Consider the following 15,456-nt stretch of genomic DNA (forward strand, 5'->3'; position numbering starts at 1 on the left):
ATGGCTTGGAATGAGCCTGGCCCCGGCCGTGACCCGTGGAATCAGGGACCCAAAGACAACAAGGGCCCACCAGATCTGGAAGAAATGCTGAAGCGTTTGAAACAGCGTTTTACCGGCAACAAAACACCCGGCGGATCAGGTAAAGGTGGTCTTCCATTGCCGTCCGGCTTGGTCGGCTTGTTATTTGTTGCCCTTGGGTTGATTTGGATTGCGTCTGGCATCTATGTGGTCGATGAGCAAGAGCGCGCTGTAGAGCTGCGCTTTGGTAGCAAAGTCGGCACTACTGGCCCAGGCATGCACATGCATCTGCCATGGCCGATTGAAAGAGAAGAAATCGTCAACGTTACTGGCGTGCGCTCGGTTACCGATCGCGCTGTGATGCTGACCAAGGACGAGAACATCGTCGACGTGGAACTCTCCGTTCAGTACACGGTTTCTTCGGCTGAAGATTATTTGTTCAACGTTGATGATCCCGACATGACGCTGCGCCAAGCCACCAAGGCTGCGGTGCGCGAAGTGGTGGGGCAGAGTGCAATGGACTTCATCCTGACCGACGGTCGCGACGAAGTGGCATCACGCACCAAGCAACTGCTCCAGCAACGTCTCAGCGAATACAAAACCGGCCTCAGCGTTACCGAAGTCAACTTGCAGCAAGCTCAGCCACCTGAACTCGTGCAGGCTGCTTTTGCTGACGCAATCAAAGCGCGTGAAGATCAGCAGCGTTTGAAGAACGAAGCTGAAGCTTATGCCAACGATCGTCTGCCACGTGCACGTGGTGCTGCTGCTCGTCAGATGGCAGAAGCCACTGCTTATCGCGATCAAGTAATCGCTAAAGCGCAGGGTGATGCTTCACGTTTTAGTCAGTTGGTTGCTGAATATCGCAAGGCACCTAAAGTGACTCGCGAGCGTTTGTATCTCGACAGCATGAATAGCGTGTTGACCAACAGCAGCAAGGTATTGATCGACGTCAGCAAGTCTGGCTCGATGATCTATCTGCCTTTGGATCAGATCATGAAGAACCAGCCTTCGATGCCGGATGCGCAGAACAACAGCGTGCCGAACACAGCAAGCGTGATGCCATCGGCACAACCCGATAGCGGCGCCTCACCGATGCTGCCTAATAACGACGCTCCGCGTGCGCGCGACAGGGGCCGCGAATGAAAAACTCACCACTATTTTGGTTTGCCATTGTCTTCGGCGTTTTCCTGACGGTTAACAGCACCTTCTTTGTCGTCGATCAGCGCGAACGCGCGATCGTGAAACAGATGGGTGAGTTGTTGCCTGTCGAATACTTTCCTGGCCTGCACGCAAAGATTCCGTTTTTCCAAGACGTAGAAAAGTTTGATGGCCGCATCCTGACAATGGATAACCAGGTCGAAAACTTTTTGACGGTTGAGAAGAAGAACGTTGAAGTCGACTTCTTTGTGAAGTGGCGCATCGCCAATCTCACGACTTACTACCAAGCAACTGGTGGTTCGAGCGCGTCGGCAATGGATCGTTTGGCAGGCATTGTGAATACCAGCCTGCGTGGCGAATTCGGTTCGCGCACGATTCAGCAAGCGATCTCTGGTGAGCGTGATGCAATCATGCGCACCTTGAGCAAATCGATTTCCAGCAAGGTTAAAAATCTTGGCATTGAAGTAGTTGATGTGCGCGTTAAGAGCATCAACCTGCCTAAGGAAGTGAGCGGCTCGGTTTACGAGCGTATGCGTGCAGAACGTACGCGTGTTGCTTCAGACCTGCGCGCACGTGGTGCGGAAGAAGCTGAAAAGATTCGTGCAGAAGCGGATCGCTCAGCTCAAACCACCATCGCCGATTCTTATCGTGATGCTGAAAAGATTCGCGGTCTGGGCGATGCCAAGGCTTCCGAAACCTACGCCAAGGCTTATGGCCAAGACGCGGAGTTCTACAGCTTCTATCGCAGCCTCAATATTTATCGCGATGCATTCAGCAGCAAGAAAGATGTTCTGGTGCTGGAGCCTAAGGGTCAATTTTTCCGCCACTTCAATGGCACAGGAAAATAGGCTCGAATGAATTCGCTTTCCAACTGATCGTCTGAATATGTCGACCAAACGCTGGATGCTGCCTGACGGCATGGAAGAATCTCTGCCGCCATTTTCGTGGCAGCTCGAAGATCTGCGCCGCAAGCTGCTCGATCATTATCGTGCTGCTGGTTACGAGCTAATTCTGCCGCCGTTGCTTGAACATCTGGATACGTTGCTGACGGGTGCTGCGCAGGATTTGGAGCGTCAGACTTTCAAGCTGACGGATCCAGCGAGCGGTCGCTTGCTGGGTATTCGTGCAGACATCACGCCGCAAGCTGCGCGTATCGCAGCGCGTCGCTATGCCGATGTGCCTTTGGTTCGCCTCTGCTACCTCGGCACGGTGTTGCGTACACAGCCAGATAGCCTTGGTGGCACGCGTTCGCCGCGCCAAGTTGGTTGTGAAATCTTTGGCGAAGAGAATCTCAGCGCAGATCTCGAAATCCTCAGCATGATGCTGAAGACGCTAGAGCTTGCTGGCGTTGCTGATGTGCATCTGGATCTAGGTCATGTCGGCGTCTATCGCGCGATTGCTGCGCGCTTGAAGCTGGATGAAGAAGAAGAGTCTGCGCTGTTCGATATTTTGCAGCGCAAGTCGCTGCCAGACTTCGCCGAATTCGCTAAAGCACGTCGCATGCAGCCGCGCGTTGCCAAATTGCTCAGCGAGCTGATTCAGCTCAACGGCGACATCAGCGTGATTGCGCGTGCACGTGAAGTGCTGGCATCTGCTGGCGATGAAGTGATGCAGGCTTTGGATGTGCTGGAGCAATCCGCCACCGAATTGCAACGTAAATTCAAGAAACTGCCAATTCATATCGATTTGGCAGAACTGCGTGGTTACCGCTATCAAACCGGCATGGTCTATGCCGCATTTGTACCGGGCCATGGTCGTGAACTTGCACGTGGTGGACGCTATGACGGCGTCGGCCATGAGTTTGGCGTGGCGCGTCCTGCCACGGGATTTTCTGCAGACATTAACGAGTTGCTGCGCCTTGGCGCTGCAACGAACGCTGCTCCTGCTAAGAAGGCTGTCGCTAAGAAAGCCAAGAAAGTTGTCAGCAAGAAAAAGCGTTAAACCATTTCGCTGTATTTGTTTTGAATTGAAGAGAGAAACATGGGTAAAACCGTAGTTGTCATCGGCGCTCAATGGGGTGACGAAGGGAAGGGGAAGGTCGTCGATCTGTTGACCGACCGTGCGCAGGCTGTCGTTCGCTTTCAAGGCGGCCACAACGCAGGCCACACGCTGGTTATCAACGGCATTAAGACTGCGCTCAACCTGATCCCCTCCGGCATCATGCGCCCGGGCGTTGCTTGCCTTATCGGCAACGGCGTCGTGCTCTCTTTGCCTGACCTGATCAAAGAAATTGAAAAGGTTGAGGCCACCGGCGCAACCGTTCGCAATCGCCTGCGTGTTTCAGAAGCAACGCCACTGGTGTTGCCTGTGCACGTCAAGCTCGATCAAGCGCGCGAAATCGCTCGCGGCGAAGCCAAGATCGGCACCACCGGCAAGGGCATTGGCCCTGCTTACGAAGACAAGGTTGCACGCCGCGCGATTCGCGTGGGCGATCTGTACCACCGTGAAATTCTGGCCGCCAAACTTGGCGAGCTGCTGGCGTATCACAACTTTGTTTTGAAGAATTACTACAAGGTTGATCCAGTTGATTTCCAAGAAACCCTCGACGCACTGCTCGGCTACGCCGAAGTGATTCGTCCGATGGTTGCCGACGTCACCGAAGAGCTGCGCCAGCATTTGAAGCGTGGCGACAACGTGTTGTTCGAAGGCGCACAAGGCGCGCTGCTCGACATCGACCACGGCACCTATCCGTACGTGACTTCCAGCAACACCACCGCTGGTGGCGCTGCAACGGGTACGGGCGTAGGCCCTCGTGAACTGAACTACGTGCTCGGTATCGTTAAGGCTTACGCAACTCGCGTCGGCAGTGGTCCGTTCCCAACGGAGCAGGACAACGATCTCGGCCAGCACATCCGTGATAAGGGCCAAGAATACGGCACCGTCACCAAGCGTCCACGTCGCTGCGGTTGGTTTGATGCGGTGGCTGCTCGTCGCTCGATCTTCAACAACAGCGTTAGCGGTCTCTGCGTGACCAAACTCGACGTGCTCGATGAGCTCGACGTGATCCGCATTTGCACCGGTTACAAGGTCAACGGCGTTGAAGTTGAAGTTCCACCGATTGGCGCTGAAGGCTACGCCAAGGTTGAAGCGATCTATGAAGAACTGCCGGGCTGGAAGTGCAACACGTATGGTGTAAGCCGCTATGAGGACCTGCCTGAAAAGGCGCGTACCTACCTCAAGCGCATGGAAGAAGTGACGGGCACCCCGGTGGCCATCATTTCGACCGGCCCCGACCGTGACCACACCATGGTCCTGCACAACCCGTTTGATTGAGAACAGGTTGATTCAAAGCTTCATATTGGATTGTCACCCCCGCGTCCCACGCGGGGTATCTCTCCCCCTAACGATAGTCCCCTTGTTTCAAGGGGGCGATGACCTCGTGCAAGCGAAGTCATGGGGGTTGTGGGAAACTATCTGTGCCATCGGCACCAAACAAAAAAAGCCCAGCGTGGGCTGGGCTTTATTTGTTTGGTGCCGAGAAGAGGACTCGAACCTCCACGGTTTTACCCGCTAGTACCTGAAACTAGTGCGTCTACCAATTCCGCCATCTCGGCAATGGGCGCGCATTCTGTCCACTGCTCATATCTTTGTCAATGAAAAACTCCAAAACAAACAATAAAAATTCCAAACATTCTTCGGCTGACTGGCGTCAGCAGGATTCCGAGTTCCAGAACGAAAAAGGCCGCTATGAGGACCCGATCCCAAGCCGCGTACTGATTCTGGAAACACTCAACGAAAAGGGCAGTCCACAAACATTGGACGACCTTATCGGTCACTTCAAACTAGGCAAGCTGACCCAGCAAGAAGCGTTGTCACGTCGTCTCGTTGCCATGCAGCGCGAAGGCCAAGCCATGCAGAACCGCAAGGGTGCATGGGGCGCGGTCACGCGTATGAATCTGGTTGCCGGCGTGGTGCAAGCGCATCGCGATGGTTTCGGATTCTTGATTCCTGATGAAGGCGGGCAAGACGTGTTTCTGCCACCACGTCAGATGCGTTCGCTGATGAACGGCGACCGTGTGTTGGTGCGAATTTCTGGCACCGATTTCAAAGGTCGTCCTGAAGGCTCTGTTGCAGAAGTTCTTGAGCGCGGCACACGCACCGTCGTCGGTCGTCTGCACTTAGATCAAGGCATCAGCTATGTGATTCCGGATAACCCACGCGTGCAGCAAGACGTGTTGATTCCACCTGACCAACGCATGGATGCCAAGAAGGGTCAGATGGTGGTTGCTGAAATCACTGCGCCGCCCGGCACACGTACCTTGCCAGTCGGCAAGATCATCGAAATTCTCGGCGAACACATGGCGCCGGGCATGGAAATTGAGGCTGCGATTCGTGCCCACAATCTGCCATTCGAATGGCCGCATGCTGTTGAAGCAGAAGCCGAAGCAATTCCAAGCACCGTACAGCCTGAGCAGATCAAAGATCGCGAAGATATTCGCAAGTTGCCGCTGGTCACGATTGACGGCGCTGATGCACGCGACTTCGATGACGCGGTGTATTGCCGCCCAGAGAAAAAAGGCTGGACGCTGTGGGTTGCAATCGCAGACGTTTCTGCTTACGTGACACCCGGCGCGCCATTGGATGTGGAAGGCGCCAAGCGTGGTAACTCGGTGTATTTCCCGCAGCGCGTGATTCCGATGCTGCCGGAAAAACTCTCCAACGGTCTGTGCTCGCTCAATCCCGATGTGGATCGCTTGTGCATGGTCTGCGAGATGCGCGTGTTGCCGAATGGCGAGATCGACAAAGCTAAATTCTACGAAGGCGTGATGCGTTCACAAGCGCGTCTGATTTACGAAGACGTCGCTAATATTCTGGACAATCCTCAAGGTGAATTGGCGCAGAAGCGCGCCAACTTGGTGCCGCATTTGCAGGCCTTGAGCAATGTGTTCGATGCATTGTTCGCTGCACGCGAAAAGCGCGGCGCGATTGATTTTGAAAGCACCGAAACTCGCATCATCTTTGGTAGCGAGCGCAAGATCGACAAGATCATTCCGGTTAAACGTAACCGCGCGCATCGCCTGATTGAAGAATGCATGATCGCGGCCAATGTTGAGTCGGCCAAGTTTGTCGAGAAGGCCAAGCTGCCGGTGCTGTATCGCATTCACGACAATCCAGATCCGACCAAGGTTCTGGCACTGCGTGAATTCCTCGCGACACGTGGTCTCAAACTAACCGGTGGCGAAAAGCCACAGGCAATGGATTACGCGAAGGTGTTGGTGCAGGCTCGTAAACGCGAAGACGCTGCTCTGATTCAAACGGTGTTGCTGCGCTCACTGATGCAGGCCCAGTACAAGCCTGAGAACAGTGGCCACTTTGGTTTGGCGCTGACGCATTACTCGCACTTCACATCGCCAATTCGTCGTTATCCTGATTTGCTGTTGCACCGTGCGATTAAACACGCGCTGCGTATCAGCAAGAGCGGCGGTTTGTTTAAGCGAAAATCAAAAGAAGCCTTCACGTACACCGCAGAACAGATGGGCCAGATGGGCGCACATTGCTCAATGACTGAGCGCCGTGCTGATGATGCAACGCGTGACGTTTCGACTTGGCTCAAGTGCGAGTTCATGCGTGATCGCGTTGGCGAAGAATTTGGTGGTCTGATTACTTCGGTCGCTAACTTCGGTTTGTTCGTTGAACTCGAAGGCTTGTACGTTGATGGCTTGGTTCATGTGTCTTCGCTCAAATCCGATTACTACCAGCACGATGCCAAGCAGCATCGCTTGGTGGGCGGCAAGGGCGGGCAGGTCTATGCACTCGGTGGCCGTGTACGCGTGAAGGTTGTCCGTGTGAATCTGGACGAACGCAAGATTGATCTGGAACTGGTTGATGGTGGTGCGGCTGGCAAGCCAGCGAATTCAACCAAGCCCGCTGCTCCGGCGAAATCAGGTAGGCGTGGTGGCGGTAAGTCAGAGAAATCTGGCAAGCAATCACCGCCTCCTGCACCCGCTGAAGGCGATGCGGCTCCGACCAAGAAAAAGAGGCGCCGTCGTCGGTGAGTAAGAAGCTTGCCTATCTGGTACCTGCGCTATTGGCGCTGAGCGCCTGTGCGCATCAAGGCGCTGTGGCGCCCGTTGTGCCGCAAGCTCAGCCAGAAGCGCACGCGATTCCGAATTACGTCGGCGCTAAAGTTGAGTCGCTGTCGGCGGCCTCAACCGCCGAATATATGTCGCGTGAATTTAAGGCGTTGACGAAAGCGCTGGCTGAACACACTGCCACGGATTGGCAGTCGACTCAGCTCAGCGATGGTTCAATTCGTCTGCAAATTCCAAGCAAGTTTGCGTTCGACACCAACAGTGCCGAGTTGCGTCCGGTGGCTTTGGATGTATGCGCCAAGCTTGCGCGTATTGCGCAGGAGTACAACAAAACGGTGCTTCATATTGTGGTCAGTGGCCGCGATGCGAAGCCCATTGAGTTCAGCCAAAGCTTGTCTGATCGCCGCGCCGCTGCACTCGCTGCGTATATGAGCGAGCAGGGGTTGGATGAAACCCGTTTGCGCGATGAAGGCGCGACATCAGACAAAAACGGCGCTTTGATCTTTTTGATTAAGCCCGTTGTTGCTGGTGCCGAGCCACAGGCTTGGGCATCACCGTCTTAACGCGCTGACCGATAAGATTTAAGCTATGCACTATGGCTGCAGTTTTCTGCAGCCATTTTTCTTCTGTGATTGAGTAAAGGCGAGCGAATAGTGGCGAATTACACGGTGATTGGCGGGTTTCATGCGGTGCTGGCAGCGCTGGAAGATGGCGAGGACAAGCCGTTTGAAATTTGGCTGTCCGACACGCGTCAGGACGAGCGCGCCCGTAAAGTAACGGCGCTGGCCAAGCAGCTAGAGGTTCCGGTTTATACCCGCGGTCGTTCAGATCTCGATCTGCGTGCGCCTGAATTGCGCCATCAAGGCGTGTTGGCGATGCTGCCTGAGCGCAAGTTTCAAGGCGAAGATGCTTTGGAAGTGCCAGCCACACCCGAGCGCATGCTTTTGGTTCTTGATGGCGTGCAAGACCCGCACAACCTCGGCGCCTGCCTCCGTACGGCTGAAGCCGCCGGCGTCGATGCCGTGATCATTCCGCGTGACCGTTCGGCCACGTTGACTGCCGTGACCCGCAAATCCGCCGCCGGCTCCGCCGAGCGCGTGCCGGTGATCGCCGTGACCAACCTTGCGCGTACGCTCGAGCGCCTCAAAGAACTGGGCTACTGGCTCACCGGTTTGGCCGGCGAAAGTACGGAAAGCATCTACGACGTCGATTTCACCGGCCCTGTGGTTCTGGTGATGGGTGCAGAGGGCGAGGGCATGCGCCGCCTGACCAAGGAAGCCTGTGACCGTTTGGTCCGAATTCCGATGCAGGGCAAGGCCGAAAGCCTCAATGTTTCAGTCGCCTCAGCGGTTTGCCTTTACGAGGCCGTGCGCCAGCGCAGCCATAAACGCAAAAAATAGGCCTAAAACAGCTTTTTACGTTGCAACAATCGGCTGATTCCATTACTATTCGCGCCCCTTTATGCGTCGCATAGAGGGTTTTTATTACTTGCTCCACCTTTAAGGGGAGCTGTGCCGCAAGGCATATCCACAAGGAAATTGCATGAGACATTATGAAATTGTCGTCATGGTGCATCCGGACCAGAGTGAACAGGTCCCTGCCATGCTCGAACGCTACAAAGCCATGATCGAAGGAGACGGTGGCAAAATCCATCGTCTTGAAGATTGGGGCCGTCGTCAGCTCGCTTACCCTATCGCCAAGGCTCACAAGGCTCACTACGTTCTGTTGAACGTTGAGTGCTCGGACAAGGCGCTGGCTGAAATGGAAAACGCTTTCCGTTTCAACGACGCTGTTATCCGCAAGCTGATTGTGCGCAAAGACGACGCCGTCGCCGTGCAGTCACCGCTGTTCAAGAATCCGGAAGACGAAAAGCCTAAGGGCGAATACCGTGCGCGTGGCGATGCCCCCGCTTCCGATGAATCCGACGAGCCAGAATTGGCCGCCGACGAAGCAGGAGTCTAAGACCCATGGCCGCTTATTTCCGTCGCAAGAAAACTTGCAAGTTCAGCAGCGAACACGCAGCTGAAATCGACTACAAAGACCTCGCTACTCTCAAGCAGTACATCGTTGAGAACGGCAAGATCGTGCCTAGCCGCATCACCGGCACCAAGTCGCGCTACCAGCGTCAGCTGGCTGTTGCGATCAAGCGCGCGCGTTTCCTCGCGCTGCTGCCGTACACCGATAAGCACGAGTAAGGAGAGACAATATGAACGTTATCCTGCTCGAAAGAGTTAAGAAGCTTGGCGATCTGGGCGACACCGTTAAGGTTAAGCCTGGCTACGGCCGTAACTACCTGCTCCCGCAGGGCAAAGCATTGCCAGCAACCGAAGCAAACCGTCAGGTTTTCGAAGCTCGCAAAGCTGATCTGATCAAGAAGGCTGGCGATAGCCTCAACGCTGCTAAGGCACGCGCTGAGAAGATCGGTGGCAAGAAGGTTGTGATCAAGGCTCGCTCGGCTGAAGAAGGCAAGCTCTACGGTTCCGTAGGTCCTGCTGACATCGTTCGCGCTGCTGCTGCTCAGGGCATCGAGATCGAGAAGAGCGAAATCGACCTGATTTCTGGCGCTATCCGCCAGACCGGCAGCTACGACATTGCTGTGCGTCTGCACACCGAAGTCGAAACCTCGCTGACCATCGTGGTTGAGGACGAGAAAGCCTAAATTCTGGCTTGCTCTGAGTTACACTCAACGGCCCGCACTTTGCAGTGTGGGCCGTTTTATTTTGAAGCGTAAAAATACGGGAATCCTGTGAGCCCATCGCCCAAACTACCGCCGCATTCAATCGAAGCCGAACAGTCTGTACTCGGCGGTTTGATGCTGGATAACCGGACTTGGAACGACCTTGCGGATCGCATCAACGAAGAAGATTTTTATCGCGCCGATCACCAGCTGATCTTCCGCGCGATCGCCGAACTCTGCGGCACAAACAAACCTTGCGACTTCATCACGCTCTGCGAGCACTTGCGCCATCAAGGCAAGCTTGAAGATGCGGGCGGTGTGCCGTATCTCGGCACGCTCGCCAACGACACGCCTAGCGCCGCCAACGTTATGGCTTACGCAGAAATCGTGCGTGAGCGTTCGGTGCTGCGCACGCTGATTGCAGCGGGCGGCGATATCGCTGAATTGGGTTTCCGCCCAGATGGTCGCGGTCATTCAGAACTGATCGACGTCGCAGAACAAAAAGTATTTGCCATCCGCAACAAGTCTGCGCATGCCTCAGGCGGTTACGAAATGATGCCGCGCTTGATGGATATGGTGGAAGAACGCATTGAAAGAATGCGCACCAATCCGGGCTCACTCGCCGGTTTGCCAACCGGCTTTGATGATCTCGACAGACTCACCACCGGCTTTCATGCAGGCGATCTAGTGATCATCGCAGGACGTCCGTCGATGGGTAAAACCAGCTTCGCGATGAACATTGCAGAGCACGTTGCGCTGATTGAGAAAAAAGGCGTGGCTGTGTTCAGTATGGAAATGCCCGCCGACCAGCTGGCACTGCGTGTGCTGTCATCGTTTGCGCGCATCGATATGGGCAAGCTGCGTAGCGGCGAACTCGAAGATCGCGACTGGGATCGCCTGACATCAGAAGGTGGGCGAGTGCGCGAAGCACCGCTCTATATCGATGCTACCGGCGCACTGTCACCGCTAGAACTTCGTGCACGCGCGCGACGCATGAAACAGCGTCATGACATTCAACTCATCATTGTGGATTACATTCAGTTGATGCAGGTGCCAGGCACCAAAGAAAACCGTACCAACGAAATTTCAGAAATTTCTCGTGGCCTGAAAGCGCTGGCCAAAGAACTGGAGATTCCAGTCATCGCACTGTCGCAGTTGAATCGCGGCGTAGAACAGCGCGACAACAAACGTCCACGTATGTCGGACTTGCGTGAATCCGGCGGTATTGAGCAGGACGCCGACATCGTCGCCTTGCTTTATCGCGACGAGGTTTACAACAAAGAATCGCCTGAAAAAGGCACGGCAGAAATCATCATCGTCAAACAGCGTAACGGACCGTTGGATACCGTGAAGGCGGCGTTCCTCGGCAAGTTCACGCGCTTTGAAAATCTGGCCAAAGGCTACGGCGACTACAGCGGCTCATGATTCCAAGAGTCATTGCTACGATTGATCTCGCGGCGATTCAGCACAACCTCGCACAGGTTCGTCGCTACGCACCGCAGTCGCGCGTTATGGCGGCGATTAAGGCACAAGCCTACGGGCATGGTGCAGTGCCGGTTGCGCGCGCGCTGGAAAGCACAGGCGTTGATGCGTTTGCTGTCGCGTGTCTGGAAGAAGCAATTCAATTACGCCAGGCACACATCAAGACTCCCATTGTCTTGCTCGAAGGTATTCTCTCCGCTGAAGAAGCTGTGCTCGCTGCGGATGAGCAATTCCAGATTGCTGTGCATGACCATTGGCAGCTAAGCCTGCTGGAAGCGCTGCCCGAAAGTGCTGAAGTTTCGATTTGGTTCAAGCTCGATAGCGGCATGCATCGCTTGGGCTTTCCGCTAAACGAGACTGCGAGTCTTGTTGAAATTCTTAAGCGTCGTCCACGCTGGCGCTTCATGGGTTGGATGACGCATCTGGCTTGCGCGGATGAGTTGAACAATCCGGCCACGCAGCAGCAGATCGAAAAATTTAATGCCGCACTAAAAGGTTTGCCAGGAGCGCGTTCAATCGCCAACTCTGCAGGCATCTTGGCGTGGCCCGAAACGCACGGCGATTGGGTCCGTCCGGGCCTGATGATTTATGGCGCTTCACCTTTGCCAGATCGCAGCGCAGCTGATCTTGGACTCAGAGCGGCGATGACGCTGGAGAGTCGCCTGATTGCGATTCGTGAATACGATGCGGGCGAGGGTATCGGTTACGGACAAACCTATCGCTGCCCCGAGCGCATGTCGATTGGTGTGGTTGCAGTTGGTTATGCCGACGGCGTGCCAAGAATCCTGCCGAATGGCACGCCGGTTCTCGTTAATGACACGCTAGTTCCGATGGCAGGACGCGTCTCGATGGATATGATCACCATCGATCTGCGCACAGTGCCCAATGCCAAGATTGGCGACACCGTGCGTTTATGGGGCGAGGGATTGCCTGCTGAAGTGATCGCGGCCCATGCGGGTACTTTGGCTTATGAACTGTTTTGTGGACTGACACAGCGTGTGCAGTTTGTTTACAAGCATTTCTGAAACTTCCGAACATGTCGCTCCTGCGCATCCTGCGCCCGCGACATACCGTCCATCCATGGACATAAAAAAAGGCCCTCGAAGGGCCTTTTTTATTCGCTCATTAAAGCTTAAGCCAAGATGAAATTCATCTGAGTGCCAGCCAGTTCAATCATGTCTTGGTGATTTAGCTTGAACGCTTGGCTATCAATTTCTTTGCCATTAACCAGCGGGCGTTTGGTTTGAGCGCCGCCGACGTGGACGATGTAGTAACCGTCTGCACGGCGAGTAATTGCAGCGACTTGAACACCCGGACGGCCGACGGTCGTGAGCGCTTTGGTCAATTCCAATTCTTTGCCAGCATTCGCGCCGTTGGCGACCTTGAGTTTGCCAATCAGTGGCTTTGTTGCATCGATCTTCTGAGAGTCGAAAGCTGAGGAGAATTGGCCGGGCTTCAGAACCATGGTCCTTTGGAAGTCCTCTTCAGCCACCTTCGTGCCTTCATACTTCATCGTGTTGCGGCCGATGGAAATGACGTCGCCATCCATCAGCGGATGCTTGGCAATTTGCTTGGTATTAACTTGCGTGCCGTTGGTGCTGTCCAGATCTTCCAAGAAAGAATCTTGCAGGATGGTAATGATCACAGCGTGATGACCAGAGACGGCTTTGTCATTCAAGCTAATGTCATTGTCGGGATGACGGCCAATGCTGACGCGCTCCTTGTCGAGCAGGATTTCCTGCGTGCTGCCATTGCCGTCCGTGACGATCAACTTGCCCATATATCCTCTTAGAACCATTCCATGAGTCGTTCGTACCAGCGTCTGCTACGCATCAGCGAGGCATCTACGCGGGCCAAAGCAACCGTTACATTGTCCTTTCCACCATTTTCCAAGGCTAATCGAACGAGCTCTTTGGCGGCTCGCTCAACATTAGCAGCATACTTGTTTAGTGTTAAGGCGATAACTTCGTCACTGATCATATCGTTCAGGCCATCAGAGCAAAGGAGCAAGATGTCTCCCACCTCCAATGTGTCTTCGATCAGATCAACGGTGACCACATCTTCTACGCCCAGCGCGCGCGTCACAATATTTTTGCGAACCAGGTTCATTGCCTCATCGCGCGTGTAGTGCCCACGCGCGATCAATTCTTCAAGCAAGGAATGGTCGCGTGTGACTTGCTCTAGGCGACCATCGCGGAAACGGTATAGCCGTGAATCGCCAACATAGGCGATCGACAGAATGTCTTGATGCAAGATGCAGGCAACAACGGTGGTGCCCATGCCAGCGCACTGCGGCTGGCTCTGCGAGACCTGAAAGATCGTCGAGTGTGCGGCTTCAACAGCACGCTTGAGCATCAGCGCTTCAACGCTGTACCCAGTCTCATGATCAATCACGCCATGTTTGAGATCTTTCCACTCTTTGCGTGCGGTCTCCAGCACGGTGTTGGTTGCAATGCCGCTCGCGATTTCGCCGGCGTTGTAACCACCCATGCCGTCGGCAAGCACCAGCAAACCCAACTCCACGGATTCAGCAACCGCGTCTTCGTTGTTGTTACGTACACGACCTGTATCAGTCAGCAGCGCAGTCGATATTTTATTTTTAAGCGCCATACAAAACTCAGGAAAGAGTGCTCAAAACCGCACGCAGATCGCGCGCCATTTCGTTGCCATTGCTGTAACGCGCTTCTGCAGTTTTCTGCAATGCACGATTAATCACTGCATCTATTTGCGGTGGCAAATCCGAGCGAACAGTGCACACATTGGTGTGCTGCTCGTTGGCGATCTTGAACATCAACGTTGCCATTGAATCTGCCTTGAAAGGCAGCGAGCCTGTCAGCAACTGAAACAGCGTAACGCCGAGAGAAAACAAGTCAGAACGGCCATCGACTTTTTTGCCTGACAACTGCTCAGGCGACATGTAAGACGGCGTGCCTAGCACCATGCCAGTTTTGGTTTTGCTGGAATCCGCTAGGCGCGCAATGCCAAAGTCCATCAGCTTGATCACTTTGGTTTCTGCGAGCAGCATCATGTTTGCAGGTTTAACGTCGCGATGTACAACGCCATTTTTGTGTGCGTAATCGAGCGCATCTGCTGCGTCTGCAACGTATCGCAGAACTTCGCTAGGGCTCAGCAAATCACTGGGCTTGATGTGCTTGGTGAGATCAGAGCCTCTGACGAATTCCATGGCGATATAAGCCAAGTCATGCTCTTCACCAGCATCAAAAATTTGAACGATATTTGGGTGGGATAAACGGCCAGCTGTTTCTGCCTCGCGGAAAAAGCGCTGCTTAACTTCAAGCAATTCGCCAGCTTCAAATTCCTGCGCGAGTGCCATCGTTTTAATAGCGACGGTGCGGCCGATCTTGGGATCACGTCCCAAGTAGACGACGCCCATTGCGCCTTTGCCCAATTCTTTTTCGACTTGGTAGCGGCCGAGCATGGGCTTTTCTGTGCCTATGGCTGTTTTCGCGGCGACAGGACTGGCTGTCGCACTCATGGAACCAACGCCAAGAATTTCGGTTTCTGCGAGTCGTTTTGCGCGACTCAGTTTCTGTTGTACGTCGCGGTACTCTTTATTGGTTTGCGTAATGTGCAAGTAAACCGATTCTGCTTTTTTGAATTCGCGCTTACGCTCAAATTCCAAAGCGAGGTTGTAGAGCAAATCCAACAAGCGACTATCGACCGGCTGTATGCGGCGGAATTTTTCAAAAGCCTGATCCAACTGGCCTTGGCCTTGCAGCGCGAGTGCCTGCATCTTGTTGGAATCAGGACCCTCAGGCGCGGTGCTCGCCGCTGGCGAACTCCGCACGGTTGGAATTAGCTTCTCGATGCCGTCAATCCCGCCGAACTGCTTCTTGAAAGCGTAGACAGCCGCGGCCCCCAGCGCTAACGCCGGAAGAAATAACCTCAGCCAGATGGAATGTCCTGAAAGAAGTATGAATTGTGCGATCAATAGATCAGCGACAACGATCGCCACTGCTCCGGCGATAAACCCCTCGAACCACTCCTTGGTCCATTTTTTTTCTTTTACCACTGAAGCGCCTCAAGCATTTTGTGCTGCTAAGCTGATACTAACTTTTTTACGCTCAC

Annotated in this window: 15 protein-coding genes and 1 tRNA gene; 12 read left to right on the forward strand and 4 right to left on the reverse strand. The window is 54.3% G+C overall.

Going from position 1 to position 15,456, the window contains the following annotated elements; translation table 11 throughout:
• The 4 genes from hflK to CJD38_RS12280 are packed head-to-tail and all read left to right on the forward strand — an operon-like array spanning position 1 to position 4,449.
• Entirely contained in the window at positions 1 to 1,161 is a 1,161-nt protein-coding gene (hflK, locus tag CJD38_RS12265) for an FtsH protease activity modulator HflK (RefSeq protein WP_107940643.1), read from the forward strand.
• Complete coding sequence (hflC, locus tag CJD38_RS12270; RefSeq protein WP_107940644.1) at positions 1,158 to 2,024, forward strand: protease modulator HflC; 867 nt, start codon at positions 1,158 to 1,160, stop codon at positions 2,022 to 2,024. Before hflK ends, hflC begins: the two co-directional genes overlap by 4 nt.
• Before the next feature lie 37 nt (positions 2,025 to 2,061).
• Positions 2,062 to 3,117, forward strand: a complete 1,056-nt coding sequence (locus CJD38_RS12275) for an ATP phosphoribosyltransferase regulatory subunit (RefSeq protein ID WP_107940645.1) — start codon at positions 2,062 to 2,064, stop codon at positions 3,115 to 3,117.
• 39 nt (positions 3,118 to 3,156) lie between these two features.
• Positions 3,157 to 4,449 (forward strand): adenylosuccinate synthase, encoded by a 1,293-nt coding sequence (locus CJD38_RS12280; RefSeq protein WP_107940646.1) that lies wholly within the window; start codon positions 3,157 to 3,159, stop codon positions 4,447 to 4,449.
• A 196-nt stretch (positions 4,450 to 4,645) separates the two neighbouring features.
• Here the strand turns inward: CJD38_RS12280 and CJD38_RS12285 are convergent.
• A tRNA-Leu gene (locus CJD38_RS12285) sits at positions 4,646 to 4,730 on the reverse strand.
• A 39-nt stretch (positions 4,731 to 4,769) separates the two neighbouring features.
• On the opposite strand from CJD38_RS12285, the gene rnr reads away from it, so the two are divergent.
• From rnr to alr, 8 genes are all read left to right on the forward strand, one after another.
• Entirely contained in the window at positions 4,770 to 7,172 is a 2,403-nt protein-coding gene (gene rnr / locus CJD38_RS12290; RefSeq protein ID WP_240783609.1) for a ribonuclease R, read from the forward strand.
• Positions 7,169 to 7,771: an OmpA family protein gene (locus CJD38_RS12295; protein ID WP_107940647.1), complete on the forward strand. Its 603-nt coding sequence runs from the start codon at positions 7,169 to 7,171 to the stop codon at positions 7,769 to 7,771. Before rnr ends, CJD38_RS12295 begins: the two co-directional genes overlap by 4 nt.
• A gap of 90 nt (positions 7,772 to 7,861) precedes the next feature.
• Positions 7,862 to 8,608, forward strand: coding sequence for a 23S rRNA (guanosine(2251)-2'-O)-methyltransferase RlmB (gene rlmB, locus CJD38_RS12300; RefSeq protein WP_107940648.1), 747 nt, complete (start codon positions 7,862 to 7,864; stop codon positions 8,606 to 8,608).
• 142 nt (positions 8,609 to 8,750) lie between these two features.
• On the forward strand, positions 8,751 to 9,170 hold the full coding sequence (rpsF, locus tag CJD38_RS12305) for a 30S ribosomal protein S6 (RefSeq protein WP_107940649.1): 420 nt from the start codon (positions 8,751 to 8,753) through the stop codon (positions 9,168 to 9,170).
• Positions 9,171 to 9,175: 5 nt separating this feature from the next.
• On the forward strand, positions 9,176 to 9,403 hold the full coding sequence (gene rpsR / locus CJD38_RS12310) for a 30S ribosomal protein S18 (RefSeq protein WP_107940650.1): 228 nt from the start codon (positions 9,176 to 9,178) through the stop codon (positions 9,401 to 9,403).
• Positions 9,404 to 9,414: 11 nt separating this feature from the next.
• Positions 9,415 to 9,867 (forward strand): 50S ribosomal protein L9, encoded by a 453-nt coding sequence (gene rplI / locus CJD38_RS12315; protein ID WP_107940651.1) that lies wholly within the window; start codon positions 9,415 to 9,417, stop codon positions 9,865 to 9,867.
• 87 nt (positions 9,868 to 9,954) lie between these two features.
• A complete protein-coding gene (gene dnaB, locus CJD38_RS12320) occupies positions 9,955 to 11,310 on the forward strand; it encodes a replicative DNA helicase (protein WP_107940652.1) in 1,356 nt (451 codons plus the stop codon).
• Positions 11,307 to 12,392, forward strand: coding sequence for an alanine racemase (gene alr, locus CJD38_RS12325; protein ID WP_107940653.1), 1,086 nt, complete (start codon positions 11,307 to 11,309; stop codon positions 12,390 to 12,392). Before dnaB ends, alr begins: the two co-directional genes overlap by 4 nt.
• Before the next feature lie 107 nt (positions 12,393 to 12,499).
• Here alr and CJD38_RS12330 read toward each other — a convergent pair whose 3' ends face one another.
• Genes CJD38_RS12330 through CJD38_RS12340 form a run of 3 tightly spaced genes read right to left on the reverse strand, consistent with a single transcriptional unit; the run spans position 12,500 to position 15,400 of the window.
• Entirely contained in the window at positions 12,500 to 13,147 is a 648-nt protein-coding gene (locus CJD38_RS12330) for an FHA domain-containing protein (RefSeq protein WP_107940654.1), read from the reverse strand.
• 8 nt (positions 13,148 to 13,155) lie between these two features.
• Positions 13,156 to 13,977: a Stp1/IreP family PP2C-type Ser/Thr phosphatase gene (locus CJD38_RS12335; RefSeq protein ID WP_107940655.1), complete on the reverse strand. Its 822-nt coding sequence runs from the start codon at positions 13,975 to 13,977 to the stop codon at positions 13,156 to 13,158.
• A 7-nt stretch (positions 13,978 to 13,984) separates the two neighbouring features.
• Positions 13,985 to 15,400 carry a serine/threonine-protein kinase gene (locus CJD38_RS12340; RefSeq protein WP_107940656.1) on the reverse strand — a complete coding sequence of 472 codons (1,416 nt, stop codon included), beginning with the start codon at positions 15,398 to 15,400 and terminating at the stop codon, positions 13,985 to 13,987.
• Between the last annotated feature and the right edge of the window lie 56 nt (positions 15,401 to 15,456).

Origin of the sequence: Stenotrophobium rhamnosiphilum (assembly GCF_003052265.1) — a bacterium.
GTDB classification, from domain to species: domain Bacteria; phylum Pseudomonadota; class Gammaproteobacteria; order Nevskiales; family Nevskiaceae; genus Stenotrophobium; species Stenotrophobium rhamnosiphilum.